Source organism: Glycomyces tenuis DSM 44171, from assembly GCF_000427885.1.
Classification (GTDB): Bacteria; Actinomycetota; Actinomycetes; order Mycobacteriales; family Micromonosporaceae; genus Glycomyces; species Glycomyces tenuis.
In genome coordinates, this window is record NZ_ATYW01000032.1 from 1 (window position 1) to 24737 (window position 24737).

Sequence of the window (24737 nt, forward strand, 5' to 3'; positions counted from 1 at the left end):
TGAGGTGCCCTGGGGATGCCGGACTGACAGCCTAGAATGGCTGGTAGGAAGGATGATCCGTTTCCATGACCAGGCCCACTCCGCGGACCTACAAGCCCGAGTTCAAGCAGATGGCCGTCGCGATGGTCCTCGACCAGGGCAAGACCGTCGCCTCGACCGCGCGGGAACTCGAAATATCGGCGTACACCCTGCACAACTGGGTCAAGAAGGCCCGCGCTGAGCGCGGCATCGAGCCGCCAGCGCTTGCACCAGCCGATGACGACGCTCGGAAGAAGGTGCGTGAGCAGGAGAAACGCATCGCGGAGCTGGAGCGGGAAGTCGCCTTCCTAAAAAAAGCAGCAGCGTACTTCGCGAAGGATCCACAGTAGCCTCCAAGTATGAGTTCATCGAGCTCATGCGATCCGATCCTGCACCGGAGTACGCGTTCCCGGTGACCTTCATGTGCCGCCAACTGGGGGTCTCTACCAGCGGTTTCTACGAGTGGCGTACCCGGCCTGAGTCGGCTGCGGCGCGTCGACGCAAGGAACTGACCGCCCAGATCATCGACGTCTTCGAGCTGTCGGACGCCACCTACGGGTACCGGCGCATCCGGGCCCAGCTGGAGCGCAACGGCGTCGAAGCGAGCCTGGAGCTGGTCCGGTTCCTGATGCGCCAGGCCGGCCTGGTCCCATGCCAGCCGAAGGCGAAGCGCCGCAACCTCACCGACGGCATCGACAGCGATCTGCCGGACCTGGTCGGCCGCGACTTCACCGCCGAAGCACCGGGGATCAAATTCGTCGGCGACGTCACCTACCTCTGGACCGACCAGGGCTGGTCCTACCTGGCGACCGTGCTGGACTGCTGCACCAAGGAAGTGGTCGGGTACGCCCTCGGTGAGCACTTCCGCACCGAGCTGCTGGTCGAGGCGATGGAGATGGCCCGCCGCGACCGGCGCTTCGCACCCGGCGCGATCTTCCATTCCGACCGGGGCTCGAACTACCTCTCCGGGGCCTTCGCCGCCTACTGCCGCCGCCACGACATCGCCAGATCCGTTGGCAGGACAGGCGTCTGCTGGGATAACGCGATGGCCGAGAGCTTCTTCGGGGTGTTGAAGAACGAGCTGGTGTCGCGGGTCTCATACGCTACAAGAGCCGAGCTCAAGCGAGATATCATGGCTTGGATCGAGTTGTGGTACAACCGAAGACGCCTTCATTCGGCTAACGGGTACCGCCCGCCGATCGAAGTCCGGGAAGCGTTCGAGCTCTCCGGCTCATAACCCAGGACACGTAAGACAGATTCAACGAAGCAGTGTCCGGATTCTCCAAGGCCCCTCAGGGCATGCATGATGCGACCCGGGGCAGCGACCTGGCCGGGCGATACGACGTTGTGTGCCACCACGATCCGGGACCGAACAACATCGTCTTCCAAGACGGCCTACCCACAGCCTTCATCGACTTCGCCGAGGCCGCCCCCGGCAGCCGATTGGAGGACGTGGCCTACCTCGCCTGGACCTGGTCGATCTCCTCGAAGGAGTCGCTGCCCCTGCCCCGTCAGGCAGAGCAAGTGCGGCTGGTCGCCGACGCCTACGGCCTCGAACCGTCAGAGCGGCATGTCCTGGTCGATTGCATCCTGGAGCGCCAGGCGAAGAACGTGCGATTCTGGGCAGGTTTCCAAGCCAGGCCCGAAACCGCCCCTGCCACCACCTCGCAGATCGCCGACCGGATCGAATGGAGCAGGCGCGAGCACGCCTACCTCTTCACACACCGCGACACCTTCGACCATGCCCTGACCTGAGACGAACGACAGCACCCCCAACCATCACCGAGACCTTAATAAGCACAATATGTTAGACACCCTAACGATATAGGATGCCGAATAGATATGACGGAGAATCATTTGTCTTCAAATGCGAAATTGGCAAAAGACGGCATTGACTGGTTCCAGCGCAAAGCTAAAGGTATCGAAGCAGGAGATATTTTTTCAATTCCGCTACCGAGGGGATATGGGTTCGGTCGTGTCATGAACACCCAGGATGGCGCCCGTATCGCCGAGTTCTTTCGTTTTTGGCAAGAGGATGAATCGTTTTCGGAAGCTATCTCCGCGTCGGGAAGGTTGTTTTCACCCATCGGGATTTTTCTTGACGGTATCGCCTATCGCAACCGAAAACGCCCATGGAAAGTCATTGCCAAAAACCCAAACTACTATCCCGATGATCTTTACGAGATACCGTTTCTACTCGAAAAAGGTCCGGGATATGATTATGGATACTTCACTTTGAATGAGAGGTATGAGCGTTTCGGACCTGTCTCGCAGGAAGATGTGGATAAAGGAAGAGTTTGTTCGCTCCTCCCACAACATCCTGACATGATTGCCGAGATGGTTGAAGAACTATTGACTGAGCTTGGCATTCGCCAAGCTTGAGTACTGCTAGATGTCCGCTACTCTCGACCGACGCCTTGCCCGATGGCGAAACTCGTTTCGGAGCAACGAATCGGCGGTCGGTGCAGGCATGTTCAGGTAATATGTTGCGAGATTGAACAACTGCCGTGTCGCAATATGGGTCAAGGTGAGCAAGATAGACTATGTCGGCGAATTCAGACGAATGGTCGCTCATTGGCGGCTTGTTTGGGGGATGCGGTCGGTATTCCTCTCACCCATGGTGTTTGTGGCGCTAGTGCTCGTTGAGATGGCATCAGGCCTCTCGACAGACACGATCGCTTGGTTCATGGCCTTCTATGTCGTGGGAACCTGCATCTGGTTCTTCCGCGGATGGGTCGGCCTCCTACGATTTCTGGAGGACCATGACCTTGCACATGGCGAGCTCGAGCGCCTGTCCACGATCAGGCGGGCCATCTGGTTCTCGGTAGTGCGAAGGTCGCTCTTCATTGGTGAGTTACTGAGACGCTCTGGTCCGCAGGCAAGTACAGAGCGCGGGCGAGTCAGCCTATTCGGGCGGCCCCCATACAGCGAGGTCGCCACACGCTTCCAGCCCTCGCCAAGAATTACCCCGATCGGAGGACATGGGACCGTCAGATTCGGCGTCGGATATGAGGGTCCATTCCGGTCCGAGCGCGAACTTCGGCACGTATTCGGCACGGGCCTGCCGGAAACTGCCGAGGCAAGCCGGACCCGTCCGAACTACATCGGATCGGTAGGGTGGGCTCAGAACCGCATGTAGATCGATGTTTCCGCAGGTTGGAAGGGTGTTGGTCGGGTCGGGGGCTAGGGGTCCCAAAGCGGGTGCACCATTAGCCGAAAGTAGACCCCTCACCTGCGCAGACGCCAGGGGCCCCATACCCACGGCGGCAACTTCGGCACGTATTCGGCACCGACTCTCCCGCTATGCCTAGATCCGGGAGTGTCAGGAACTTTGGGGGTCAGGGTGATCCAGAGAGGCTGAAGTAGTCTTCTGCTTCGGCTGGGAAAGGATCATCTTGAAGGACAACGAATCCGGGGCCGAGACCGTCGCCCCGCGTGGCGGTTTGGATGTGCGGATCGCCGAGGAGCTGGTCGAGCGGGCCCGTGTCGAGGGCCTGGCCCTGACCGGCCCGGAGGGACTGCTCGCCCAGATCACGAAGAACGTCATCCAGGCCGCGCTCGAAGCGGAGATGACCGAGCACCTCGGCTTCGCGAAGGGCGACCGCGCCGCCTCCGCGGCGGCCGGGAGTGGCAATGTGCGCAACGGCACCTCGAAGAAGACCGTGCAGACCGGGGTCGGCCCGGTCGAGCTCGACATCCCCCGCGACCGGGCCGGCGAGTTCGAGCTGAAGATCGTCCCCAAGCACTCCCGGCGCGTCGGCGGCTTCGACGAGGCCGTGGTCAGCCTGTATGCGAAGGGCCTGACCACCGGCGAGATCCAGGCGCACCTGGCCGAGATCTACGGCGCCGAGGTCTCGCGCGAGACGATCTCCAAGGTCACCGACGCGGTCGCCGCGGAGTTGGACGAATGGCGCTCCAGGCCCCTGGACCGGGTCTACGCGGTGGTCATGATCGACTGCATCTACGTGAAGATCAGGGACGGGGCCGTGGCCTCGCGCCCGGTCTACGTCGCGGTCGGCATCGACCTCGACGGCGGCAGGGACGTCCTCGGGCGCTGGGTCGGTGACGGTGGCGAGGGCGCGAAGCACTGGATGGGCGTCCTCGCCGAGCTGCGCAACCGGGGCGTAGAGGACGTGCTCGTGGTCTGCTGCGACGGGCTCAAGGGACTGCCGGAGTCGATCGGTGAGATCTGGCCGCAGGCCCTGGTCCAGCTCTGCGTCGTCCACCTGGTCCGCGCGAGCTTGAAGTATGCCGCGAAGCAGCACTGGGGGACGATCTCCAAGGCGCTCAGGCGGGTCTACACCGCCCCGACCGTCGAGGCCGCCGAGCGCCAGCTCGGCGAGTTCAATGCCGAATGGGGCGGGCGGTATCCGATGATCGTGCGGACCTGGGAGGCCGCCTGGGAGCAGTTCACGCCGTTCCTGGCCTTCCCGCCTGAGATCCGCCGAGTCATCTACACCACGAACATGATCGAGTCGATGAACGCCCGCTTCCGCCAGGCCGTCCGCCGCCGCGGGCACTTCCCCTCCGACCAGGCCGCACTCAAAGTCCTCTACCTGGTCATCCGCGACCGGCAGAAGAACCGGCCCAACGTCGTCGGCGCGACCCACGGCTGGAAACGCGCACTCCAGCAGTTCGCCCTGTACTTCGGCGACCGCGTCACCGCGCCGACCGAACGCTAGAATGTCAACCGATCACCCTGACCCACAAAGGTTCTTACACTCCCATCACTCCGCCCGCCGCTCGAGCGTGACGGGATATGTGGGGCCACAGTTGCTAGTATGGCGCTTCGCTGGTGTGGCCGAGTGCCCTGAGCCGCTGCCGGTAGTGGCTTTCCTTGGCTTGCTGCTGTTTTCGTCTCCTCCAGCGTGACCATGCGAGGAGTCGCTCGTTATCCCGTTGGGGTGCAAGAAGCAGCGCGTAGATCAGTCGCCGGAGTTCGGGGACGGTCAGCGGGATGCGCTCTTCTCGCTCTGGCGGGTCGCCCCCTTTTCGGCTCCGGCGGCGCGGGTGGCGGCGAGCAGGGCGTGGGCGATCATCGCGAACGTGACGTGTGCATGCCAGGCCCGCCAGGTTCTGGCCTGGTACTGGTCGAGCCCGCAGACGTCCTTGGCCTGCTGAAAGCACTCCTCGACCTTCCACCTGGTTCCGGCGATCCAGGCCAGGTCGGTCAGGCTGGAGCGGCGCGGCCCGTAGCAGATGTAGTAGGCGATCTGCCTCGGATCCGCGATCGAGCGCCGCGCCAGGAGCCAGTGGCCCCGCCCTGGGCGCCATAGGAACCGGACCGGGATACGGGCCCAGTCATAGCGTCTGGGGCCGTGGGAGCCGGCCCCGACGCTGAGGCGCTGCCACGCGCTTGCGGGCAGTGCAGCTATCACGGCCTGGGCGCGCTGCTGGGAGAAGCCGATGACCACATCGTCCTTGCCGCGGATCGCCAGGACATGGAACCGGTCGCGGGTCTCGAGCCAGACCCTGAGGTACTTCGCCGACCCGTAGACCGCATCAGCGGTCACCCACCGAAACGCCAGCCCCGCCGCTTCGGCGCGTTCGATCACGGCCTGGGCCAAGCGGGGCTTGGTGAGCGTCCCGGCCGCGATCCGTTCGGCCGGGACCCCGGCTGCTTCGCACCGGGCCGGCGCCTCGATCCACTCTTTGGGCAGGTAGAGCTCCCGATCGACCAGAGCATGGCCCTTGTCGGAGGCGTAGGCGGCGAACAAGGCTATCTGAGAGTTCTCGACCCGCCCGGCGGTCCCGGAGTACTGCCGGGCGACCCCGACCGAGGCGCGGCCTTTCTTGACGAATCCGGTCTCGTCCAAGATGAGCACCCCGTCGTCTTCACCGAGCCGCTCGGCGACATAGGCGGCCAGGTCATTGCGGATAGCATCGACGTCGAAGCGGGCCTTGCGAAGGAGCCGCTGCATCCCGTCCGGCCCGGCCTCGCCGGCATGCTCGGCCAGCCACCACGAGTTCTTCCGCTGCAGACCCGATACCAGCCCGGCGATATAGTCACACACCCGCGCCCGCGGCTCCGCCCTCGCAAAACGTGGACCGATCCGCCTCATCAGCTCCTCAAACTCCGCACTCCAGCGAGCAAGATTCACATCCTCCATGACCTGAGAAACGAGCGAACCTCGAAGCAGTAACGCCAAGTGCCGCAGCAGTATTAGAGCTCGTTTCGGGTTTCTGTGGCTCGGGTGGTGCCGCGACAACAGACGCTCCGTGTGTCCTGTACGCCTTCGGGTGTAGGCGGCGCCGGAGCGTCCTCGCCGGGTGTACGCCGTAGATTCGGCTCTGGACTGATGATTCGGGTCGATCCTTCGGTCATGATCGGACTCGCCGTAGCGATCGCTTTGCGGCAGTGGACGAGTGGAAAGCGAGGCTGCGACTATGAGTAGGCTGATCGGATTCGCCGAGTGGGTCGGGGGGCACGGCAGCCCTATGGCGTCCTACAAGCTGGACGACGATCTCGACGAGCTGGAGCCGCTCCGCGCGATCGTGGGCGATGCCCGGGTGGTGGCGCTGGGCGAGAGCTCGCATCACGTGAGCGAGTTCTACCGGGTCCGACACCGCATGATGCGGTACCTGGTCGAACGATGCGGTTTCACCGTCTACGCCCTCGAAGCGCCCTTCACCCAAGGGCAGCGCCTCGAGCAATGGGTCGCCGGGGGCTCCGAGCCGGTCGAGGAGGTCGCCGCCACGAGCATTGCAGCGAACCTCGGCGACTGCGCCGAAATGCACGAAGCGCTGCGGTGGATCAGGGACCGCAACACCGCAGGTACGGCGCTGCGCTGCGTCGGCACTGACCTACCCGGTGCGGCCGGGTCACCACTGCCGGCGCTCCAAGCCGCCGAATCTCATGTGCGAGCAGCGGAGGCGCTGGCGCTGCTGCGGCGCGCGAGCGCGATCGCCGAACGATTCGCGGTCCCCTCCATGCTCAAGTCGATGGCCGGATACGCCGCACTCGAGACGGCCGAGCAGAACGCACTCACCGCCGCGCTGTCGGGGCTGCTCGCCCGTATGGAGCGGGCCGATTCGTACCAGCGGCGCAGCGACAGTGGCGAAGGCGAAGGCGAAGGCTATGCGACGGTGCTGCATCACCTGCGCGGCGCCTGGCTGGTCGACCAGCTCCACCGCTCCAACCTCACCGACGGGTTCGAGTCGGCCTCGACCTTCCGCGACCAGTACATCGCCGACTCAGTCCAGCGATTGCTCGAGACCAGCCCGCCCGGCACCCGCGTCATCCTCGCCGCGCACAACTGGCACATCAAGAAGACCCCCAACCCTCAAGACAGCGCACCGCCGCTGCTGACGGCCGGGTACCACCTGGCCGCGTCGCTCGGCGACGACTACCGGGCCATCGGCATCACCCACAGCGGCGGCCGGACCGCCACCGCCGGGCCCCACCCCGACGACCCCGCCGATTTCGCGTTCATCGACGCACCGCTCCCCGAGCCCGCCGCCAATAGCATCGAGGCCGCCTTCCCGACCGAACCGGCATGGACCCTGGCCGACTTGCGGTCCGCCGAAGGCGCGATCGACGACGCCGCATCGTTCCAGGCCACGCGCATGTCCGACTACTTCCTCGACGAACCGGTCTTCCAAGCCTTCGATGCGATCGCCAACGTCAGCCGCACTACCACCACCGACTTCGCCTTGCAGGCCGCGCGACACTGAACTGCCAGTCCAGTGCGGAACGGACAGGTAGCGCGCTGCAGGACTCCCGGCCCGCTCGTTGACCGAAGATGGCGAGGCCGTGGAGCTCGACCAAGAGTTGTGGGTGCGCATCGAGGCACTGCTGCCGACGCATCGGCCTGGGAAACGCGGCCCCGTACCGTTGGACGACCGGCAGTGCCTGCAGGGCATCGTGTTTGTCCTCTACACCGGCATCGCCTGGCGGCATCTGCCGCCCGAACTCGGTTTCGGCTCCGGGGTGAGGTGCTGGAGGCGATTCCGGTGCTGGTGCGAGGCGGGAGTCTGGGATCGCCTCCATCGGCTCCTACTCGCCGAGCTGCACCTCACAGCGAGATCGACTCGGATGAGACCCATTCTTCACTCGCGAATCTACGCCACAGGTTGTATGCCGGCTCGGAACCGCACCTGCCGTGGCAGAGAGAACATCCAGCGCTCGATCGACGCCTCTGGTCCAGTCTCGCGGCAGGTTTGTAAGCCGTTGCAATGCAATCTGATTGGAGTCGAGGCTCATGATGCTCATCACCGGCGCCACCGGGGCGGTCGGACGGCCCCTGGTGGACGCGCTCCTCGCGCGGGGAGCGAAGGTTCGGGCCCTTACCCGCTACCCCGCGAGCGCGGGCTTTCCCGACGGGGTCGAGGTCGTCGCAGGCGACCCGTCACGGCCGGAGGAGATCGCGCCGCACCTCCAAGACGTTCGGGCCGTCTTCCTCAATGCCCGGGCGATCGGCGATGCGGTCGGCGACTTCGCGGAACTGGCGCGGCGCGCCGGCGTCCGGCGCCTGGTCGCGCTGGCCGCATACAACGTCGAGCACGACCTGGCATTGCAGCCGTCCCGGTATGTCGGCGACCGCAATCGCGAATGCGAAGCTGCGGCCGAGGAAAGTGGCCTTGAGTGGGTGAGTTTGCGCCCGGACGTCTACGCCAACATGGCACTGCCACTGTGGGGCGCCCAACTGGCGCGCGGCGACGAGGTGTCCTGGCCGTTCCCCGACTTCACCGAGGCCGCGATCGACCCTCGGGACGTCGCGGAGGTCGCGGCCCGCGCGCTGACCGACGACGACCTCTTGGGCACCAAGCCCGTCCTCACCGGCCCGGAGGCGATCAGTCACACCGAGATGGTGACCGCGCTCGCCGAAGCGACCGGCAGGCCGCTGCGCTACCGAGCAATCGGCCCGGTCGAGGCCGTAGCGCAGATCGCCGCCATGGGCCTGCCGCCCGAACTCGCGGCCTCGTTCATTGCCCGCTACGCCGCCTTCGACGGTCGACCGGCCACCGTCACCGGCGAGGTCGAACGCCTCCTCGGCCGACCCGCCCGATCCTATCGAGACTGGGCCCGCGACCACGCCGCGTTCTTCACAAGCGTGAGCCAGGGTCAGTGAGCCCGGCCCGGCATGGCCACCGACGAGCGCTTGCGCGGTCATCGAGTGGTGCGGGGCCTCGAACGGCGCCTGGTGGCCGGTCAACTCGGCCGAACTGAACGGCTATCGCCATCGGCTCGCCCACCACGAAGGGCCGCGAGAACCCCGGCTACGGCGGACTGTTCTGGCGCGGGCCCCACGCTTTCACCGGCGGCACACTCGTGACCGTCGAAAGCCCCGGCTCGGGCAACGAGGTGCGCGGCCAGCGCCACGAGAGGACGGCCTTCGCCGGGAGGCATGACGGGGCCGACGGCGAATCCCTCGCTTTCATGGTCGACCACGCCGACAACCCGTACCACCCGCCGCAATGGTCCGCCCGAAGCGAGAGTTCGCCCGTCTCAACCCCGCACCGTTCTTCAGCGAGGAACTGACCGTCCGCGACGGCGCCGACGCACGATTCCGCTACGGCGTCGCCGACACCGACGCTGAGGCGGCCCCGACATCGCCGCCGGTCACGCTGATGTCGGATTCGCGGCGGCCAGCAACTGGTCGCCGAGATCCGTTCGCATGTACAGGACTGCGCGCCCGTCGCGGTACGACGCAAGCAGACCCGCACTGCGCAGGGCGTGCAGGTGCGCGCTCAGCGTCGGTGCCGACAGGTTCAAGAGGCTGGCGGCCTGCGTGGTGGACATCGGCAGATCGAGTTGGGTCAGGAGCGCGGCCCGGGTGCGACCGAGCACGACAGCCAGCGCATCGTTCGAACGCGGGTGTCGCTCCCACAGCCTGCCCAGGCCGCGCGGCGAATACGAGACGGTGAACTCATCGGGCTCAGAGGTCCTCACGGTGACGTCGGGCCAGGCGAACGCGCACGGCATGAGCAGCAGACCCCGTCCGTCGGCGTGGGCGTGCCCCTCGTAGTACTTGACCACGCGCAGCGACTGGCCGGTGAACGTGATCAACGGGTGCAGATCCCGCATCATGCGATCGATCCCGCCGTCGGCCAGCGCCCGCGACCGGTAGGCGATGTCGTCATGAAGCAGCGCTTCGACGCGCGGCCATTCCGGCGCTATCGCCACCCGGTGGTACGCCGCGAGCGCGTCCGTGATCAGACCGATCCCGGCGTCGGGCCGGTCGATGAGGGATCGAAGCAGCGAGCGACGGTTCGACAGCCCGGCCCCCTGCTGCGCCACCCGGTGCCCGGCCAAGTGCTCGAGTTCCCGGACGACGGTGGCGGGATCGGCGTCCCCGACTTGGGCGAGCGCTTCGTCGAACGAAGTGAAGCGACGCCGCGGTGAGGGAAACAGGAAGTTGGGCATGTATCCGGCCGGGCGTATCAGGGTGGTCAGCAGGCCCAGCTCGCGGACCGGCAGTCGGCCGCGCATCTGCTCGCCCCAGGCGCCGTGCAGGTGCGCGCGCTTCCCGGCCGTCGCCAGAGCCCGCAGGCTGGCGACGGTCTCGCGCAGCGGCGACACGGCGAAGCGGACACGTGCCAGGTCCGCCGCCGTCAAATGCAGGTGTATCACGCGCATCGCTCCTCGCCAGGTCGATTCGTTCTCAGCCTAATCGTGGCCGCAGACGCGGCACCCGGCCAGACTGGGGGCCAACGCTTAAACGATCACGATTCACCTGAAAGGGGCTGACATGATTCGGCCGAGACTGGAATCGCTTTTCGAGGCGTACCAGCGACTGCACCGATTCGGTCCGGAGTTCGGCGGCGACGAGGAGGGAAACCACGGCCTGACCAACCATGGACCCATGGCGGTGGAGGTCATGGTGCGCCGTGGACTCGACATCGACGTCGAGGGCTGGGTCGACGGCTATGCGCACCGACTCGCCGAACTGCCGCGCCCTAACGAGACCATCCACGGCAACGAGTTCCGCTCGGCACTGGGCGCGGCCCACCGCTTGCCGGACTGGACGGCGTTCTTCCGTCACGAGCTGCGCGAACGGCTGTGGTCGGAGGTCCTGGTCGAGTGGTGGCCGCGGCTGCTGCCGGGGATCATCGCCGGATCCACCCACGGCGTGATCCGGGTCGGACACGCGGTGCGGGCGATCCGCACCGGAACCGATGCGGCGCCGAATATCGAAACACTCGATGAGCTCGCCCACGGCCTGGCTTTCTGGGCCGCGCGGTACCGCGAACTGGCCGGCGTGACATCGCTGGGCGGTCGGCTCAGCCCAACTCAGGCGCTGAACGGCATCGCCCGACTGGACGACCAGAGCGGCCTCATCGCGCATCGTCTGAACCGGCTGGAACGCGACCCCCGGTGGGCGTCGAGCCTGCGCGCGCTGCGTCCTGTCGCAACGGCCGACGAGGTGCCGGCGAGGCTGGAGGCGCTCATCGACACGGCGGTCGCGGCGTATCTCGAATTCGGGCACGCGTCGCCGGTGCTGCTGGTGCACGCCGCGACGGCTCCCAACGCGGTGCGACAGGTGCTGCCGGTGCTGCCGAGCCGGCAGTGGGTGCCCAGCCTGACGGCCGTCTGGACGGCGGCAGCGGCCATCATGGCCGCATACGCTCCGTCCGAGCCGACCTCACGCGTCGACGTTGTCGATTCCGTCGGGCCGCTGTCGCCGCTGGACGCGTTGCAGCGCGCCGCCGAGCACGGCGACGAGCACGTCCTGAAGTTCGCTGACACCGCCGTGGACGCCTACGACCGCACCGGGGACAGCGACCTGCTGGCGGCCACGGTGCACGCGGGCAGGCTCCTGCCGCCATTCGGCGAAGGCGGACGTTGAGGCCCACGACACCGGGGGGCCAGCCGGGTCGCCTCAGCGAAGCTCATCTGCTGAAGGCTGACCACGCCACTGTCGAGATCGAACTCCAACCAATCCGCGGGCAAGAGCGCTTCGAAGGCACCATTGACGGCGACCTGCTTCTTGACGATGACCCTGCCCATACCTGACGACCTACCCCTCCTAAGGGAGGCGTGTATCGCGTTCCTGGACAAGCTGATCGAGCACTTCGGAGGGCAGAAGATCCGATTAGTTTTGAGGTCATCGGTTCGTGGTCGGGGTAGCTCCACGCCGCGGGGCTGTAGCGGAAGTACTCGCCGGCCCAGCCTTCGCCGGCCATGAGCCGCTCGACTCTTTTGCGGCCCACGCGGATCCCGTCGCGGCGCAGCTGCCCCCAGACGCGGTCGGCCCCGTAGGTTCGGCCCGAGTCGGTCCAGATCTCGTAGATCACCGAGAGCAGGCCCAGGTCTACTTCGGCGTGGTCCGAGGGCCGGTCGGACGCGCGGACCCAGTCGTAGTAAGTCGACGGCGCGACACCGAGCACCCTGAGCATGAGATCGACCGCGTATCGGTGCCGCACCGTTCGACGAACACGAGCACTACCGCCGGGTCTGGTCGATCTCGGAGGCGAAAAACGCCGAGGCGGCCCGCAGGATCTCGTTGACCTTGCGCAGCTCCTTGTTTTCCTTCTCCAGCTCCTTGATGCGTTCCTTCTCGGCGCTCGTCGGGCCCTGGACGGTGACGCCGCGGTCGCGGCGGTCCTGCTGGACCCAGTTGCGGAGGGTCTCGCGGTTGATCCCGAGCTGGTCGGCGGTATGCGCGAGCGGCCGGTCGGGCGATTCCCGGCACAGCCGGACCGCTCGTTCCTTCAACTCAGGCGGGTACTTCCGGATAGGCATACGAACTATGTCCCTTTCTGGCTTCATTGGAAACCAAAATGAAACCTCTCCGGAAAAACGGCTCTTCTTACTCTTGTGTGGGTGGGTTTGTGGAGGGTCGGCCGGGGAGGTCGGGTTGATGGCCGCCGAGGGCGAGCATGGCCAGGGCGATCAGCGTTTCAGGGGACTTGAAGCCGTAGGCCATGCGGGTCAGGACGCGGATCTTGGTGTTGGTGGACTCGATCAGTCCGTTGGAGAGCCCGGAACGCAGCGACGCTTCGATCGGTTCGCGTTGGGCGCGGACGCGTTGTCCGAGGCGGACGAACCCGGGGATGCGGCACCGTGCGGCCCACTTCAGCCACCTGTCGAGCGCGTCAACGCCGGCCTCGCCGCCGAGGCGGAACACCGTCCTCAGGCCCTCCTTGAGCGCCCAGGCGTGGTGGAGGACCGGGTGAGTCTTGGCGATCCAGTCCAGTTTCGCGGCTTGGCGTTCGGTGAGGTTCTCGGGATTTTTCCACAACGCCCACCGCGAGCGTTTGATCGACAGGGCCTCGGTCTTGGAGATCCGCTTGTCGCGGTGGTCCCTGGTGGTGCCTTCGGAGCGGCGGATCGTGCGCCACAGGCCCTTTCGGACCTCGTCGAGCTCCTCGGTCGCCCATTTGACGATGTGGAACGGGTCGGCGATGCGAGCGGCCTGCGGCGCGGACTGGTCGCAGACCAGGGCGATCCAGGGCGCGGCGTCAGCTGAGATGTGGGTCAGCTCGCCGGCTCGGTCGGGGCCGAGCTGATCGAAGAAGGCCCGCAGCGTCGCCGTGTTCGCCCCGACCGCTGCCCAAACCAGGCGGCCCGAATCGTGGTCGACCACGATCGTCAAATACTTCTGGCCTTTCTTGTAGGAGATCTCGTCGATCCCGATCCGCCGCAGCCCGGCCAGACGGTCATGGACGGCGTCGATGTCGGCCCCGACCCGTGTGATGATCGACCCGACCGTGGGCCAGGCGATCCGCAGCAGCCGACACGCGGTCGTCTGCGCCATCCGGGTGGCCATCCACGCCACCTGATCGTCGAAGTCGCGGGTATGCCCGGCCCCGTGCCTTGCCCACGGCACGCCTGCGACCGTGACCCCGTGCTCCCGGCAGGCCACGCGAGGCGCGTCGGCCTCGATCCACACCATCAGCGTGCCCGCGTCCAAGGCACGCCAGCGGCGGCGCCCCCGCCCCGCGTCGTAGCCTGGACATCGGCGGCGGCAGACCCCGCACCGGCCCGCCTCGCGGGCCTTCGGGCGGACCGAGGCGACCAGGCCGCCCGCGTCCTCGTCGAAGACGACACCTTCGACCACAGCCCGGTCCAGGCCCAGCATGTCGGCCCATATCCTGTTGTTCGGCACGCCGCTTTCCCTGTCTCCAAGATTTCGAGCTTCAGCAACCCGAGATCCTATGCAGCAAGCGGCGTGCCCTTGCTATATCCCCTGGTAAACGACCCACACATCACTACGAAGAGCCGGAAAAGCGGGGGGAGCACAGTTGTGGATCTCGCCGGTGTACGTCGTCCCCGCCCACGCGGGGGTAGCTCCCGCTGGGAGCCCACCAGCTGCTTGATCTCGGCGTCGTCCCCGCCCACGCGGGGGTAGCTCCCCAGCAGACCGCTCGAGGCGATCCGCTCGGCCGAGCGGCCGCCGCCGTGGTGGCCCCGCTGCCCCCCACGCCGTCCACTGCTCGATCGCGTCCACGGTCTCGCGGACGGCCTCGCGGAAGACGCGGTCCATCTCGGCCGAGAGGCCTTCGGGCGCGAGGGCCTAGAGGACCGAGTAGGACTTGGGGACGTCGAGCTCCACGTCGTAGCCGCGGTTGCCGACGACCACGCGCTTCGCGGCATGGCGGCGGGCCTCGGCGCCGTAGACGGCGTCGAGTCGCACCCCGACCGGCCCTACACGATCGCCCCGGGCGCGATCCGGGCTCGCGGCCACTGGATCGTCACCTACGAGCGGTTCGACGGCGAGGACTGGCGGAACGCGACGCGGACGATGACCGTCGCCGCCGACAAGGCCACGGCCGTCGAGCTCTACACCGAGCGCCTGGTGGAGCTGACCGACGAGCTGTGGAGCGAGGAGGACGAGCTCCCGTTGTGGTTCGAGGGCGTCGTCGGCGACTACCTCGGCTACGAAGACACCACGATCGCCTGGAAGGGCCTGATCCCCGACGCCGCCGTCATGGCCCCCTCCTACTGAACCCCAACGAAAGGCCGGCCCCACACTTCGGTGCGAGGCCGGCCTTTCGCACGAGTCCGTATTGCTGAACGACATGAGGTTGCCGGTGGGGACCGCAGCCGGTGTCAGTGCTTCCCATCGTCGCTGCCTACTCGCTCGCCTGCGGGCGGGACTGACATTCCGTGTCGGGGTTCGCTGACGTTCGGCTGTCGCTCAACATCCAGGACGCCGTGAGGAAGTGGAGAGTGCGGGCTCCCCATTTCCACGTAGGGAGCCCGCGTTCCGAGTCGGTGCCACGGTCGATCAGGACGCTGCTCGGATGCTCCCGGTCGGCGGTGGGCCGGTACCGGGGCTGCGTCCAGTGTCCCCCGTTGCGACCTCGTGCGTCACCACCGCATCGGAGCGCGTCGGAATGTTGCAGAGGTTTCCGACGCTGAACAGCGCTTCTAGGGTGTCAACCTGCAACTTTGCATCTGGGGCACATTCTGTTTGTTGCATGATTCCGGCTCTCGGCCCGTACCAAGGTTCTCGCCGAGCCTCGGGGGCAAATCCGTCGTCTACCCTTGAAGCACGCTCGCTGGCGGATTTCCATCCTGGACCACATTGTGCGACAGGCCCTTCACGCGAGCGTCGTGGTCTTCTTCGAGTCCACGGTCGATCAGGGTCCCGGCCGCGAGGCCGGGGCCCCCGTCTGGATAGGACGCTTCAATGCCGAACTACATCACACTGCCCGGGGGGCGCTCGGGTGCGTTCTCACCGAAGGGCGCGGCTACCACGGTGCCGCGCATCGTGGTGCTCATCGTGGTCCTGGTGTTCGCGGTCGGTCTCCTCGCGGCCGGCCTCGAGCCGGCAGAGGTCGCGTGGCTGACCGGGGCGATCGCGGCGACAGCTGCGCTGCTGGCGCACCAGCTCGGGTTCCGGGGCTAGCCGTGTCGACAGCCACGAAGACGATGTCGCTGCGTCCGCTGGAGGATTTCGCTGGAGCGCTGCGACTCCTGCGCCAGCGGGCGGGGCAGCCAACGCTGCGCGCGATGGCACGGCGCGCGTTCATCTCCGCGTCAACGCTCTGCCGGGTCGAGCGCGGCACGACGGTGCCGACATTGGACGCGACGCTGGCCTATGTTCGAGCGTGCGAGGGCGATGAGGGCCTGTGGAAGGCTCAACACGCTGAATTGCTTCGTGTCCTGCGGGAAGGGCGGCGCGCTGTGTTTTTCCCGTGGCGCGGGTTCGTGCCAGGACAGGAAGAGGCGCAGGCGGGTCCGGCTGCACTGGAGGCGTACGTGCTCGACCGCAAGGGCGTGGAGTCGCTGGCGGCGGCGATGCGCCGGATGCGGCTGGAGTCGGGGATGACGCTCACGCAGATCGCGGAGCGGACCCGCCGACCGGAGATCGCGGCGCAGATCGGCGGGCGGGGCCTGCCGGTCACCACGATCAGCGACTTGTGCAATCCGGCGCACGGCCGGGTGCCGTCCCGGCGGACCCTGCGCGGGTTCCTGCTCGCGATCGATGCGCCGGAATCGGCGGTGTCGGCCTGGGAGCGGACGCGCGAGTTCTTGGTAGTCGGCGAGCCGACTCCGTCGCAGAAGGTGCTGGGCTACGAGGAGTCGGAGAGCCTACTGCATGCGTGCCTGTTGCTTCAGTCGCGCGCGGACAGCGACTTTCGGCTCCGGCGGTTGGCCGACGCGGTGGCTACGGATCACGAGCTAGTTCAGTACAAGTCGCTGACGGGTCCCAAGCAGGGATCACTGTCACCGCTAGTGCGTGAGCAGATGTCAAAGCTGGTGCGTGACTGGGACCGCGCGAACAGCGCGGTTCCAACCCTGTCACAGGTGATCCACACCGTGCTCACCATGGCCTGATGCAGTGATCACACCATTGAGAGTTGCACCAGGCCAAGGTGTCTCAGGTGCGACCGACGATGGTCATACCGGTGAACACGAAGCTGCCCCGGGCCCAGGGTCCGGGGCAGCTCGGCGGCGCGTCAGGGACGCAGGTCAGCTCTGCTCGGTCGCAGCTCGGGTGACTTCGGCACGGGTGCGGATCTGGTCGGCCAGGTCCAGCCAGGCCTGGTCGCCGTGGTGGAACACCAGGTGGTCGGCGCGGGCCTCGGCGAGCATCCACACCGCGCTGCCGGCGATGTCGCTGGCAGCGCGAGCGAAGGTGTCGCCGTCGTCGGTCGCGTCGCACGGCGAGCTTCTTCTCGATGGTGGTCAGCTTGACCGGGCGCTCGCCGGTGAGGACGCGGTCGTCGGTGAGGGCGAGCTCGATGGCCAGCCAGTCGATGACCGGCGCCTCGCCGGGCTCGTCGGCGTCGGGGACGGCATCGGCCGGGAGGTGGACGGGGGCCTGGGCGACCAGGTCGTACCCGAGCCAGCGTTCCCAGCCGGGGAGCTCGTAGCCGCGGCGGGTGGTGTCCCACTCGACCGGGCGGCCAAGGCGAGGCCGTCGGCGGCGAGAAGGTCGGGCAGGGCGGCTTCGCCTTCGGCGATGAGCTCGCCGCGGGCGCGGTCGGGTTCGATGATGGGCCAGACGGCACGGTAGACGCCGCAGGCCTGCTGGTGTGACATGATCGTGTCTCCGATCTTGATCTTCACGTGGTTGGGATTCGGATTCCGTGACCCGGCCGGCTTAGGCCCCGGCCGGGTCACTCTGTGTTCAGGCCGCTGCGGCGGCCAGGCGCCGGAGCCAGGCGGCCTCGGCGATGCACTCGGGGCAGGTGACCTGCCAGGTGCGCTTCGGGGCGTCGGGAACGTCGAACAGGGCCTCGCCCTGGGGCGGAGCGGTCTCGGTGACCTCCCACTCGGAGTAGGTCAGGGCCTGGAGGGTCCACTCGTCGAGCGTCCGCTCGTAGAGGTGGACCTCGCTGCCGGTCTCCCCGTCGATGTAGGCGCCGTTGCAGGTGCCGCAGTGGATCGTCCAGGTGGTGGTCGCGGTGATCCCGACCAGCACCAGCAGGTTGTCCTCGTCGTCGACGACGACGTTTTCGGGGGTGCAGTCGGCGCACAGGAGCTTGCCGTCGATGACGGCCCACCCGGCGTCGACGGCCGCCTCGGCGGCCTCGTCGCGGCTGTCAAATGCCTCGGGCACGCCCTCGCTGTAGCGTGATTCTCGTGAGCAAAAACATGTGCATTCACGTGCGGTTATGTGCGATCTGGCGGTTCGATGGTGGCACCGGGTTCGTAGGATGACCAGGTCGAAATTCCTCCGCCAGTGGTCGGTTCACGGCATTCCGAAAGGAAACGCATGGATCCGATCACGGGCCTGATCCTGTCCACGATGACCGGCGCTGCGATCCTCCTCATGGGGATCGTGGTCGGCCTGCTGTTCAGGAAGGACTAGGAGGGAGGCCGGCTCCGGGGGGATGCTTCCCCCTGGGGCCAGCCTGCGCAAACCCGACAGGCGCGACCGTGGCCACGACGGCGGCCGCGCCTGGTCAACCCTCTCGGCCGCACCCTGTTCGAGACCGAGAACCTGAGCGGCCCCGCCCGCGAGCACGTCCGCAACCCGGTCACCGGCCGCGGCACCGTGCTCATCACCGGGGATGCCGAAGCGTGGACGCGCGCCTACTGGGACCTGGACGCGGCGCTGACGGGCAGACGGATCCTCCTGGCCGCGCGCGATTGGATCTGGGGCCACGAGGGCGAGCGCTGGTGGGCCGGGACCGCCCGGGAGCTCGGCCTGGATCCGCTGCGCCACCGCGTCGCCGTCGGCGACGACCTCAACGCCCGCTCCCACGCCTGATACGCCACCGAACCCGAGACCACGGCGATCCTCATCTGGAGCCTGCGCTCCTTCGCCGACGTCGACCACGGCTCGTGGGCGCTCCCGGACTGAACCGACGGCACCGGTAGCATCGACGAGCTCACCGCGATCGCAACGCGCGTTCTGGCCGACATGGCCAGCGGCACCGTCCCCGGCATCGGCCTCGACGACGGCCCGTAGCTCCGCGCGATCAGACCCATGCTCTGTTGTTGGTACCTGTACCGGTCTTTCTGAGCTGCCAGCTGGGGCACCGTGGCCACTAAGGGCTGTCGTCACCGGCAACTAGAATCTGCTCATGGAACGCCGTGCCCTCATCGTTGGCGCTCTGACGGCTGCCCTGCCGTTCATGGTCGCGACTGTCTCGTCAGACGACGCGACTTGGGGTGTGCTCGCTTCGTACCTTGGCACAGTTGTTGCCGTTGTGCTTTTTAAAAAACCTTTCGTTAGTGCGCCATTGCACTACGGTTTCAAGGTTGAAAACTAAGGTGTAGCAGGGGTTTTGGACAGGAATCTAGCAATGGTTGGGTTTCAGGCGGGGTTGTGTCGGATTCCCGACAGTTCAAGTGAGGTGGCCCTGGCCGGTGGCGTTCAGCGCGGTTTCGTGAAGCTAGCTTCGCTATCGCGGCGATCTGGCTGGTCTTGAGTCCCTCGACTTCACCAAAGTCAGCCCTTGCCCTGGAGACGACGAGAGCCCCGCCCAGGCGGGGCTCCGGCCGTGAACGTTCGGTGGGCTACTTGGTGATGCGCCGTTCCCTGACGGCTTCCTGGACGCCGCACGAGCACGGTTCGGATGATCGTTCCGAACTTTGTTCTGACTACTGTTCCGGTAGGATCGTCGGCATGACTGTGAAGAAGACCGTGCTCCTCGAGGAGCCGGACGCCGCTGCCGTCCACCAGGCCGCCTTGGAGGCCGGAATCTCCGACTCCGCGCTCATGGCGCGGGCCATCGACGACTACCTCATGCGCCGCGCCGTCGACCGGCTCGACGCCTACGTCGGCGCCGCCGGCGCCGACGCCCTCGCCGCCGAGCACCGCGCCGAGGATGCCGACGACGAGGGCGCCGCGTGAAGCCCGGCGTCCTCTGCACCAAGCCCAGCACCGGGGCGACGGTCCTGGTCGTCTCCTCCGAGATGGTGAACCTCTCCACCTACCCCACCGTGCTCGGGCTGCGGTGCAAACCCGACCAGGGGCCGGGCTACCCGTTCACCGTGCCCATCGGCCACGGCCTGTGGGCCTACACCATGACCGTCGCCCCCCGCGACAAGACCGACCTCGAACCCGACGGCCGCCGCGCCGAAGCGCAGGCGATGGTCGAGGTCATGAACGCTCTGTTCCGCATCATGCGCCAGGACTGACCAACACCACTGCTGAGCAGGTAACACGCAGGTCCGTAACTCCGTACTTACGGAGTTACGGACCTTTCCTCGTCTGCGGACGTACCGCCATGACGGTCACGATCGGTATGGTGCTGGTAACCCTTGCAGCACAACGTCAATCGCCTGGAGGACACCGTGACCACCCCCGCGCCCATCCACCCTTCCCTGCCGCTGTCCCGCTGGATCCCGTCCGAGGACGGGATGGGTTGGGCGAACGCCGGCTTCTACATCGGCGCCGGATCGGCGGTCCTTCCCGGCGGGTTCTTCCTGATGTTCCTGCACGAGAGCGTGTGGGACGCGGCTGGAGCGGACCGGCCGTTCTCGCTCCTGCTCGCCATCGCGGCCTGGATCGTCGCCTTGCTGGCCCTGCTCGTCCTGGCCTGGTTCCTCGTCACCGCCGGGACCGCCGCCCCGGCCACGCGCGCGGCCTACATGGCCGCCGCGGTCGCGATGGCTGGCACCGTCATCGCCCCGGCCGTCCTGGGCACCAGCGGGGTCCTCAACGGCGTCGGCTTCGCGCTCATCACCCTTCTGATCCAGGCCGCTTGACTCGTCGGGGCGCACCTGGCGGTCGGCGGTTGGCGCGTCGCCGAGTTCGGCAAGGACGAGGTCCCCGGCGACACCGAGCGGTGAATCCCCGGCTCCGGAAGGCCGGGGCCGTAGGGTGCGCTGCGTGGACAGCGAAGCAATGCCCGGTGACGTCGACGAGGTCGAGCGCTGCGCCGACGGGTGCCGCAGCTACTTCTCCATCAACTCCGGCCGGTACGGCATGGACTCGGATATAGCGACCTGCGCCGGGTGTGGCGGGTGGGTGTGCGTCGAGTGCGGGCGCCGGCCGGTCTCGGCGTACTCGATCGTCTGCGAGCCGTGCTTCACCGCGGGCGCGGCGTTCCTCGAGAGCCTGTGGGCTGACGACGAGGCCCGTAACTCCGTACTTACGGAGTTACGGGCCTGCGGTTTCAGCGGCGCTTGCGGATGCTGGTGCGGGATGCGGGGCGGTCTCGGTGCGCACTCCACGAACGGCAGCGAGGAGACAAGGAGAGTGTCAGGTATCCGACAGTCGTTGGGAAATAGATTCGGGCCCCTCGTTTCCACGCGAGGGGCCCGTCGCCAAGCCGTGTCGCCGTCAATCGGACGCTACTCGGCGCTATGTGACTCAGCATAAGGCTGAACCACAGCTCAGGGGCGGAAACTCCCAATGACACCCCAAAACGTCCATCGGTCGGGATGTCGGGACCGGGCGAGGGTTACCGCGCGACCAAGTATGGCACTGTTCTTGGTCTTCCTGCCGGAAAATTTGACCGTTTGATAACAAAATGGCGTCGAACCCGATTGTTATCTAGCATTCTCCTTGTGCCAAGCCGCGCGACCCGCAAGAATGCCGACCGCTTCATGCACGGTGCGTAGTTCGTTCGGCCCTAAAACGGGTGATCGTGACGTAGGGGATCCCGATCTCAGGGGGGTTCTCGAGGTTTTTGCGCGCAAACCGGGGCCACACCGTCTCATAGCCGTACACTCTGTGGTTAGAACTCTGGCTTTCCACCCTGAGGTCAGCTGATCCAGGTCAGCTGACCTCAGGCGTTTCAGAGTTCTCCGCGACATCAGCCGTGTCGCCGTCAACCGGCTCTTGGCCGACGCTGCCCAGCAGCGTCGGCCAGGGGCTCATTCCGAGCACGTTATGGAGGCTATTTTGTGCACGTCCGAGCACGACAACCTGCCCGATGATCCGCGCCGAAAACGGGTGTGGACGGTCCCGCCCAGCTACCTGGCGGTGATCGCCGGGCTGCTCATCTTCGGCGCGTTCGCGCTCATCCTCGGCGCCCCGGCGCTCGGCGTCGGCTTCCTCCTCTCCTCCGTGGGCGCGGTGGTGTTGGGGATCCTCCGCCTCGCCGCCACGGGAAAGCTCCCTGCGGGCACGACGGACACCCCGGCGCCGCCGCAGCAGGGAGTCGCCCCGGCGCTGGAGTCGATCACGCCGGTGGCCGGGCCGACCGCTGAGCCCGAGAAGCCGGCCTCGACCGCGGCCGCGCCGGAATCGCCGCCGGAGCCCCAGTGCGAGCACGGGACACCGTAGAAGGAGCCGGTGAGTCGCTGGCGGAGTTTGTCGCCGCGTTGCGACAGCTCCGCCAGCTGGCGGGACGGCCCACCTACGAGCAGATGAGCGAGGGCGGCCCCTACTCGGGTTCGGCACTGTGCCGCGCGCAGGCTGGCCGTCGTGTGCCGACGTGGGGGGTGACTTCGGCCTTCGTTCGCGCCTGCGGCGGTGACGGGGACTGGTGGTTCGAGCAGTACCAGAAACTGATCGACGCGCTCCAGACCGGTCAGCGAGTCGAGTTCACACCGCAAAACCCACATGGGTTTCCGGGCCTCCACGTTCCTCTATGGGCGTTGGCGCCACGCCAGATCCGCGGCATCACCGAGTTCAGCTGGTACATGAAGATGATCTGGCGCCAGAGCGGCTTGACGTTCACCGAGATCGCCGCGCGCACCGCTGAACCGGGGATCGCCGCCGCGATCGACAAACCGGGCGGGATCGCGATCTCTACACTCAGCGATTTGTGCAACCCCAAATGCACCCGCATCCCGACCTGGCGCACCCTGTGCGGCTTCCTCATGGCGGTCGGTGTGTCCTTGGACGCCGTATGGCAGTGGGAGCGGCTACTCATCGAGCTGGCCACCGGCCGCGAAAAGGCAGCACAAGGCAAGCCCTCCCTGCCCGTCGATGTCGACGAGTCCGCCGTCATGAGCGCCTGAACCACGGCGAGACCACAGGGACAGCCGCGTCTTGCCGACGCCGACGCTCGCGGCGGCGAGTAGCCCGACCCGATCCGACGGTGGTGCCGCCGACCGCCACGGCCGCCGGCCACCGGCTTCCCCGACGCCGTCCGCTTCGGCCGTGAGCGTCGCGGCGCCCGAGTCGACGTCGACCACGACGGCCAGGGACTGGCCGCCAATGAGGGGCCGGTCTTCCCGTCGTCGCTGCCTGGCACCCCGGCGCCCGCCTGGATCCGCGCGGATCCGACCTCTGCCTCCTACCGTGTTCAGCTCCGTGTATGAGGCGAGTATGAGGCAAGTAATACGCAGGTCAGCGTCGTGTATGCGCACTCGGGCGCGTCCGCCTGGACGAGGGTGGGACCGGCTCAGTCGAGCCCGGCGAGGAGCTCGGCTTTCAGGCGCTGGGTGACCGCGTCGCGGCGAACAAGGCCTTCGGCGAGGATCGCGCCGAGGATCCGGTGTTTGGGGACCAGGCCGTGCATCGCCGTGTGGATGGCCGCGACGGCGTCCTCCAGGACGTCGGCGTCGGCGGCCGCGAGATAGTAGGTCCGGCGGGTCATACCCTCGGCATCGCCGCGGGTCGACGGCTTCGTCGCCGATGCCGGGACGGGCTTGGCCGCTGCGGCGGGCGGCGGCGCGGGTTCAGGCTCGGGCTCGGGGTCCTCGGCTTGCCCGTAGCCGTGGCTGAGGATCGCGGCGGCGGACTCGGCCTCACCGAGTCCCTTCGGAGCCAGGCGCTGGCGCTTGGGCATGGACGTCTCCTACCTGCGTTGGACGGCAGTATTACGTGAGTATGAGGCGAGTATGAGGCTACTAATCCGGATCTGTGAAGTTGGGTTCTGGGTGGTGATGCGAGAATGCTTGCATGGCAAAGGGAAAGCCGCGAGCGAGTGCGGAGCTTCGAGCTCGGGCGCTGGAGATGAGAGCGGGTGGGTATACGGCCGCGTTCATCGCTGGGACGCTGGGCGTCTCGCCGAACTCGGTCTACAACTGGGCGCGATGGGCCCGTGAGGGCCGGCCTGCGGGACTGGACGACAAGCGACCCGAGCGCAAGAGCGCGATGGACGAGCCGATGCGCACCGAGCTGGCGGGGATCATCGAGTCGACCACGCCTGAGGAGCACGGCTTCGATTCGTTGCTGTGGACCCGCGAGATCGCGGCGGCCCTGGTGAAGGAACGGTTCGGCATCAGTTTCTCGCCCAAGTGGGTCGGGCGGATACTGACCGATCTCGGATTCACTCCGCAGCGACCGCGGTACCGCTCGGACCGGGCCGACCCTGCAGCGGTCGAGCGATGGCGAACCGAGACCTTCCCTGCAATTGCTGCCCAGGCCAGCGAGGAGGGCGCCGAGATCTTCTTCGGTGACGAATCCGCCATCCAGCTGGGGTTCCATGCCGGGACCACCTGGGGCAAGAAAGGACAGACCCCGGTCGTGACCGCTTCGGGTCCGGTCGGTGGCCGCAAGACCATCATGATGGTCTCGGCGATCTCGCGTAAAGGACAGTTGCGTTTCCGGCTGCATTCGGGCTCGTTCGACGCTGTCGCGTTCATCGACTTCTGCAAGCGATTGATGGCCACCACCGACAAGCCGGTGTTCCTCATCGTTGACAACGCCCGCGTCCATCACGCCAAGATCGTCAAAGCGTTCGAAGCGCAGGCCGAGGGCCGTCTGCGATTGTTTTATCTGCCGTCCTACTCACCCCAGCTCAACCCCGACGAACTGGTCTGGAACACCGTCAAGAACGGCCGCATGGGAAAAGCCGTCCTCCGGAACGGAGGCGATATGCACCGGGTCGCGCTCGGCGCCCTGCGCAGCCTCCAGAAACTCCCCGAGACCGTCAAACGCCTCTTCAGCCATCCCGAACTCACCTACATCACTGCGGCCCAACCGGAGTGACACTAGGCCACCCAACTTCACAGTTCCGGATTAGTAGTT

The 24737-nt window shown here is 66.8% G+C and carries 28 protein-coding genes and 2 pseudogenes; 22 read left to right on the forward strand and 8 right to left on the reverse strand.

Annotated elements, in window-relative coordinates:
* The first annotated feature begins 65 nt into the window (after positions 1-65).
* The 5 genes from YWW_RS0123600 to YWW_RS0123615 all read left to right on the forward strand — a co-directional run bounded on the left by YWW_RS0123600 (position 66) and on the right by YWW_RS0123615 (position 4700).
* A complete protein-coding gene (locus tag YWW_RS0123600) occupies positions 66-368 on the forward strand; it encodes a transposase (protein ID WP_026932016.1) in 303 nt (100 codons plus the stop codon).
* 17 nt (positions 369-385) lie between these two features.
* Positions 386-1255 carry an IS3 family transposase gene (locus tag YWW_RS0123605; protein WP_026932017.1) on the forward strand — a complete coding sequence of 290 codons (870 nt, stop codon included), beginning with the start codon at positions 386-388 and terminating at the stop codon, positions 1253-1255.
* A gap of 62 nt (positions 1256-1317) precedes the next feature.
* Positions 1318-1773, forward strand: a complete 456-nt coding sequence (locus tag YWW_RS32620) for a phosphotransferase (protein ID WP_051326243.1) — start codon at positions 1318-1320, stop codon at positions 1771-1773.
* A gap of 87 nt (positions 1774-1860) precedes the next feature.
* On the forward strand, positions 1861-2400 hold the full coding sequence (locus tag YWW_RS35410) for an Imm26 family immunity protein (protein WP_081687717.1): 540 nt from the start codon (positions 1861-1863) through the stop codon (positions 2398-2400).
* A gap of 1061 nt (positions 2401-3461) precedes the next feature.
* Positions 3462-4700: an IS256 family transposase gene (locus tag YWW_RS0123615; RefSeq protein ID WP_051326247.1), complete on the forward strand. Its 1239-nt coding sequence runs from the start codon at positions 3462-3464 to the stop codon at positions 4698-4700.
* Positions 4701-4967: 267 nt separating this feature from the next.
* On the opposite strand, the gene YWW_RS0123620 is transcribed toward YWW_RS0123615, so the two are convergent.
* Positions 4968-6128, reverse strand: a complete 1161-nt coding sequence (locus YWW_RS0123620) for an IS701 family transposase (RefSeq protein ID WP_026932036.1) — start codon at positions 6126-6128, stop codon at positions 4968-4970.
* Positions 6129-6405: 277 nt separating this feature from the next.
* Between YWW_RS0123620 and YWW_RS32625 the strand changes: the two genes are divergently transcribed.
* The 4 genes and pseudogenes from YWW_RS32625 to YWW_RS38105 all read left to right on the forward strand — a co-directional run bounded on the left by YWW_RS32625 (position 6406) and on the right by YWW_RS38105 (position 9499).
* Positions 6406-7692 carry an erythromycin esterase family protein gene (locus YWW_RS32625; RefSeq protein WP_081687718.1) on the forward strand — a complete coding sequence of 429 codons (1287 nt, stop codon included), beginning with the start codon at positions 6406-6408 and terminating at the stop codon, positions 7690-7692.
* A 79-nt stretch (positions 7693-7771) separates the two neighbouring features.
* Positions 7772-7996: pseudogene (locus tag YWW_RS35420) on the forward strand (transposase); the annotation flags it as partial.
* Between the two features lie 223 nt (positions 7997-8219).
* Positions 8220-9089 carry an NAD(P)H-binding protein gene (locus YWW_RS0123630; RefSeq protein WP_026932037.1) on the forward strand — a complete coding sequence of 290 codons (870 nt, stop codon included), beginning with the start codon at positions 8220-8222 and terminating at the stop codon, positions 9087-9089.
* A gap of 158 nt (positions 9090-9247) precedes the next feature.
* Entirely contained in the window at positions 9248-9499 is a 252-nt protein-coding gene (locus YWW_RS38105; protein ID WP_342673590.1) for a DUF6807 family protein, read from the forward strand.
* An 81-nt stretch (positions 9500-9580) separates the two neighbouring features.
* On the opposite strand, the gene YWW_RS0123635 is transcribed toward YWW_RS38105, so the two are convergent.
* Positions 9581-10597 (reverse strand): DUF5937 family protein, encoded by a 1017-nt coding sequence (locus YWW_RS0123635; protein WP_035700455.1) that lies wholly within the window; start codon positions 10595-10597, stop codon positions 9581-9583.
* Positions 10598-10823: 226 nt separating this feature from the next.
* On the opposite strand from YWW_RS0123635, the gene YWW_RS32630 reads away from it, so the two are divergent.
* Positions 10824-11807: a questin oxidase family protein gene (locus tag YWW_RS32630; RefSeq protein WP_211228677.1), complete on the forward strand. Its 984-nt coding sequence runs from the start codon at positions 10824-10826 to the stop codon at positions 11805-11807.
* A gap of 43 nt (positions 11808-11850) precedes the next feature.
* Here YWW_RS32630 and YWW_RS38355 read toward each other — a convergent pair whose 3' ends face one another.
* The 3 genes and pseudogenes from YWW_RS38355 to YWW_RS0123650 form a co-directional block, all read right to left on the reverse strand.
* Positions 11851-12357 (reverse strand): IS3 family transposase, encoded by a 507-nt coding sequence (locus YWW_RS38355; RefSeq protein ID WP_081883561.1) that lies wholly within the window; start codon positions 12355-12357, stop codon positions 11851-11853.
* Positions 12358-12430: 73 nt separating this feature from the next.
* A pseudogene (locus YWW_RS0123645) lies at positions 12431-12730 on the reverse strand (transposase); the annotation flags it as partial.
* Between the two features lie 40 nt (positions 12731-12770).
* Complete coding sequence (locus YWW_RS0123650) at positions 12771-14069, reverse strand: ISL3 family transposase (RefSeq protein ID WP_026932040.1); 1299 nt, start codon at positions 14067-14069, stop codon at positions 12771-12773.
* A 486-nt stretch (positions 14070-14555) separates the two neighbouring features.
* Here YWW_RS0123650 and YWW_RS0123660 point away from each other — a divergent pair, with 486 nt between their 5' ends.
* The 3 genes from YWW_RS0123660 (at position 14556) to YWW_RS34500 (ending at position 16747) form a co-directional block, all read left to right on the forward strand.
* Positions 14556-14909, forward strand: a complete 354-nt coding sequence (locus YWW_RS0123660; RefSeq protein WP_026932041.1) for a hypothetical protein — start codon at positions 14556-14558, stop codon at positions 14907-14909.
* A gap of 687 nt (positions 14910-15596) precedes the next feature.
* Positions 15597-15815 (forward strand): hypothetical protein, encoded by a 219-nt coding sequence (locus YWW_RS0123665; RefSeq protein WP_026932042.1) that lies wholly within the window; start codon positions 15597-15599, stop codon positions 15813-15815.
* Positions 15816-15817: 2 nt separating this feature from the next.
* Positions 15818-16747, forward strand: coding sequence for a helix-turn-helix domain-containing protein (locus YWW_RS34500; RefSeq protein WP_155830371.1), 930 nt, complete (start codon positions 15818-15820; stop codon positions 16745-16747).
* A 135-nt stretch (positions 16748-16882) separates the two neighbouring features.
* On the opposite strand, the gene YWW_RS37890 is transcribed toward YWW_RS34500, so the two are convergent.
* Positions 16883-17005, reverse strand: a complete 123-nt coding sequence (locus YWW_RS37890) for a hypothetical protein (protein ID WP_281171023.1) — start codon at positions 17003-17005, stop codon at positions 16883-16885.
* 19 nt (positions 17006-17024) lie between these two features.
* Here YWW_RS37890 and YWW_RS0123680 point away from each other — a divergent pair, with 19 nt between their 5' ends.
* Positions 17025-17429, forward strand: coding sequence for a hypothetical protein (locus YWW_RS0123680; RefSeq protein ID WP_026932043.1), 405 nt, complete (start codon positions 17025-17027; stop codon positions 17427-17429).
* 114 nt (positions 17430-17543) lie between these two features.
* On the opposite strand, the gene YWW_RS0123685 is transcribed toward YWW_RS0123680, so the two are convergent.
* The gene (locus YWW_RS0123685; RefSeq protein WP_026932044.1) at positions 17544-17975 is read right to left on the reverse strand and encodes a hypothetical protein; all 432 of its coding nucleotides are present in this window, start codon (positions 17973-17975) and stop codon (positions 17544-17546) included.
* Between the two features lie 438 nt (positions 17976-18413).
* Between YWW_RS0123685 and YWW_RS0123695 the strand changes: the two genes are divergently transcribed.
* The 7 genes from YWW_RS0123695 (at position 18414) to YWW_RS34505 (ending at position 22780) form a co-directional block, all read left to right on the forward strand.
* Positions 18414-18629, forward strand: a complete 216-nt coding sequence (locus YWW_RS0123695; protein ID WP_026932045.1) for a hypothetical protein — start codon at positions 18414-18416, stop codon at positions 18627-18629.
* Between the two features lie 316 nt (positions 18630-18945).
* Positions 18946-19134, forward strand: coding sequence for a hypothetical protein (locus YWW_RS36265; RefSeq protein WP_155830372.1), 189 nt, complete (start codon positions 18946-18948; stop codon positions 19132-19134).
* 356 nt (positions 19135-19490) lie between these two features.
* Complete coding sequence (locus YWW_RS37040; protein WP_026932046.1) at positions 19491-19718, forward strand: hypothetical protein; 228 nt, start codon at positions 19491-19493, stop codon at positions 19716-19718.
* Positions 19715-20005 carry a hypothetical protein gene (locus YWW_RS0123705; protein ID WP_026932047.1) on the forward strand — a complete coding sequence of 97 codons (291 nt, stop codon included), beginning with the start codon at positions 19715-19717 and terminating at the stop codon, positions 20003-20005. The genes YWW_RS37040 and YWW_RS0123705 overlap by 4 nt, the downstream gene beginning before the upstream one ends.
* A gap of 123 nt (positions 20006-20128) precedes the next feature.
* Positions 20129-20575: a hypothetical protein gene (locus tag YWW_RS0123710; protein WP_026932048.1), complete on the forward strand. Its 447-nt coding sequence runs from the start codon at positions 20129-20131 to the stop codon at positions 20573-20575.
* Positions 20576-21716: 1141 nt separating this feature from the next.
* The gene (locus YWW_RS0123720; protein WP_026932049.1) at positions 21717-22100 is read left to right on the forward strand and encodes a hypothetical protein; all 384 of its coding nucleotides are present in this window, start codon (positions 21717-21719) and stop codon (positions 22098-22100) included.
* Positions 22079-22780: a helix-turn-helix domain-containing protein gene (locus YWW_RS34505; protein WP_155830373.1), complete on the forward strand. Its 702-nt coding sequence runs from the start codon at positions 22079-22081 to the stop codon at positions 22778-22780. Before YWW_RS0123720 ends, YWW_RS34505 begins: the two co-directional genes overlap by 22 nt.
* 386 nt (positions 22781-23166) lie before the next feature.
* Here the strand turns inward: YWW_RS34505 and YWW_RS37045 are convergent, their stop codons facing one another.
* The gene (locus tag YWW_RS37045) at positions 23167-23553 is read right to left on the reverse strand and encodes a hypothetical protein (protein ID WP_026932050.1); all 387 of its coding nucleotides are present in this window, start codon (positions 23551-23553) and stop codon (positions 23167-23169) included.
* A gap of 113 nt (positions 23554-23666) precedes the next feature.
* Between YWW_RS37045 and YWW_RS0123735 the strand changes: the two genes are divergently transcribed.
* Complete coding sequence (locus YWW_RS0123735) at positions 23667-24698, forward strand: IS630 family transposase (protein WP_026931994.1); 1032 nt, start codon at positions 23667-23669, stop codon at positions 24696-24698.
* Positions 24699-24737: the final 39 nt, after the last annotated feature.

What these genes read in the sequence shown, in the direction of transcription:
- YWW_RS0123600 (WP_026932016.1), top strand. Translation starts at nt 66, where the DNA reads ATGACCAGGCCCACTCCGCGGACCTACAAGCCCGAGTTCAAGCAGATG.
- YWW_RS32620 (WP_051326243.1), top strand. Translation starts at nt 1,318, where the DNA reads ATGCATGATGCGACCCGGGGCAGCGACCTGGCCGGGCGATACGACGTT.
- YWW_RS35410 (WP_081687717.1), top strand. Translation starts at nt 1,861, where the DNA reads ATGACGGAGAATCATTTGTCTTCAAATGCGAAATTGGCAAAAGACGGC.
- YWW_RS0123620 (WP_026932036.1), bottom strand. Translation starts at nt 6,128, where the DNA reads ATGGAGGATGTGAATCTTGCTCGCTGGAGTGCGGAGTTTGAGGAGCTG.
- YWW_RS32625 (WP_081687718.1), top strand. Translation starts at nt 6,406, where the DNA reads ATGAGTAGGCTGATCGGATTCGCCGAGTGGGTCGGGGGGCACGGCAGC.
- YWW_RS0123630 (WP_026932037.1), top strand. Translation starts at nt 8,220, where the DNA reads ATGATGCTCATCACCGGCGCCACCGGGGCGGTCGGACGGCCCCTGGTG.
- YWW_RS0123635 (WP_035700455.1), bottom strand. Translation starts at nt 10,597, where the DNA reads ATGCGCGTGATACACCTGCATTTGACGGCGGCGGACCTGGCACGTGTC.
- YWW_RS32630 (WP_211228677.1), top strand. Translation starts at nt 10,824, where the DNA reads ATGGCGGTGGAGGTCATGGTGCGCCGTGGACTCGACATCGACGTCGAG.
- YWW_RS38355 (WP_081883561.1), bottom strand. Translation starts at nt 12,357, where the DNA reads ATGCTCAGGGTGCTCGGTGTCGCGCCGTCGACTTACTACGACTGGGTC.
- YWW_RS0123660 (WP_026932041.1), top strand. Translation starts at nt 14,556, where the DNA reads ATGGCGGCGGGCCTCGGCGCCGTAGACGGCGTCGAGTCGCACCCCGAC.
- YWW_RS0123665 (WP_026932042.1), top strand. Translation starts at nt 15,597, where the DNA reads ATGCCGAACTACATCACACTGCCCGGGGGGCGCTCGGGTGCGTTCTCA.
- YWW_RS37890 (WP_281171023.1), bottom strand. Translation starts at nt 17,005, where the DNA reads ATGCTCGCCGAGGCCCGCGCCGACCACCTGGTGTTCCACCACGGCGAC.
- YWW_RS0123680 (WP_026932043.1), top strand. Translation starts at nt 17,025, where the DNA reads ATGTCGCTGGCAGCGCGAGCGAAGGTGTCGCCGTCGTCGGTCGCGTCG.
- YWW_RS36265 (WP_155830372.1), top strand. Translation starts at nt 18,946, where the DNA reads ATGGAACGCCGTGCCCTCATCGTTGGCGCTCTGACGGCTGCCCTGCCG.
- YWW_RS37040 (WP_026932046.1), top strand. Translation starts at nt 19,491, where the DNA reads ATGACTGTGAAGAAGACCGTGCTCCTCGAGGAGCCGGACGCCGCTGCC.
- YWW_RS37045 (WP_026932050.1), bottom strand. Translation starts at nt 23,553, where the DNA reads ATGCCCAAGCGCCAGCGCCTGGCTCCGAAGGGACTCGGTGAGGCCGAG.
- YWW_RS0123735 (WP_026931994.1), top strand. Translation starts at nt 23,667, where the DNA reads ATGGCAAAGGGAAAGCCGCGAGCGAGTGCGGAGCTTCGAGCTCGGGCG.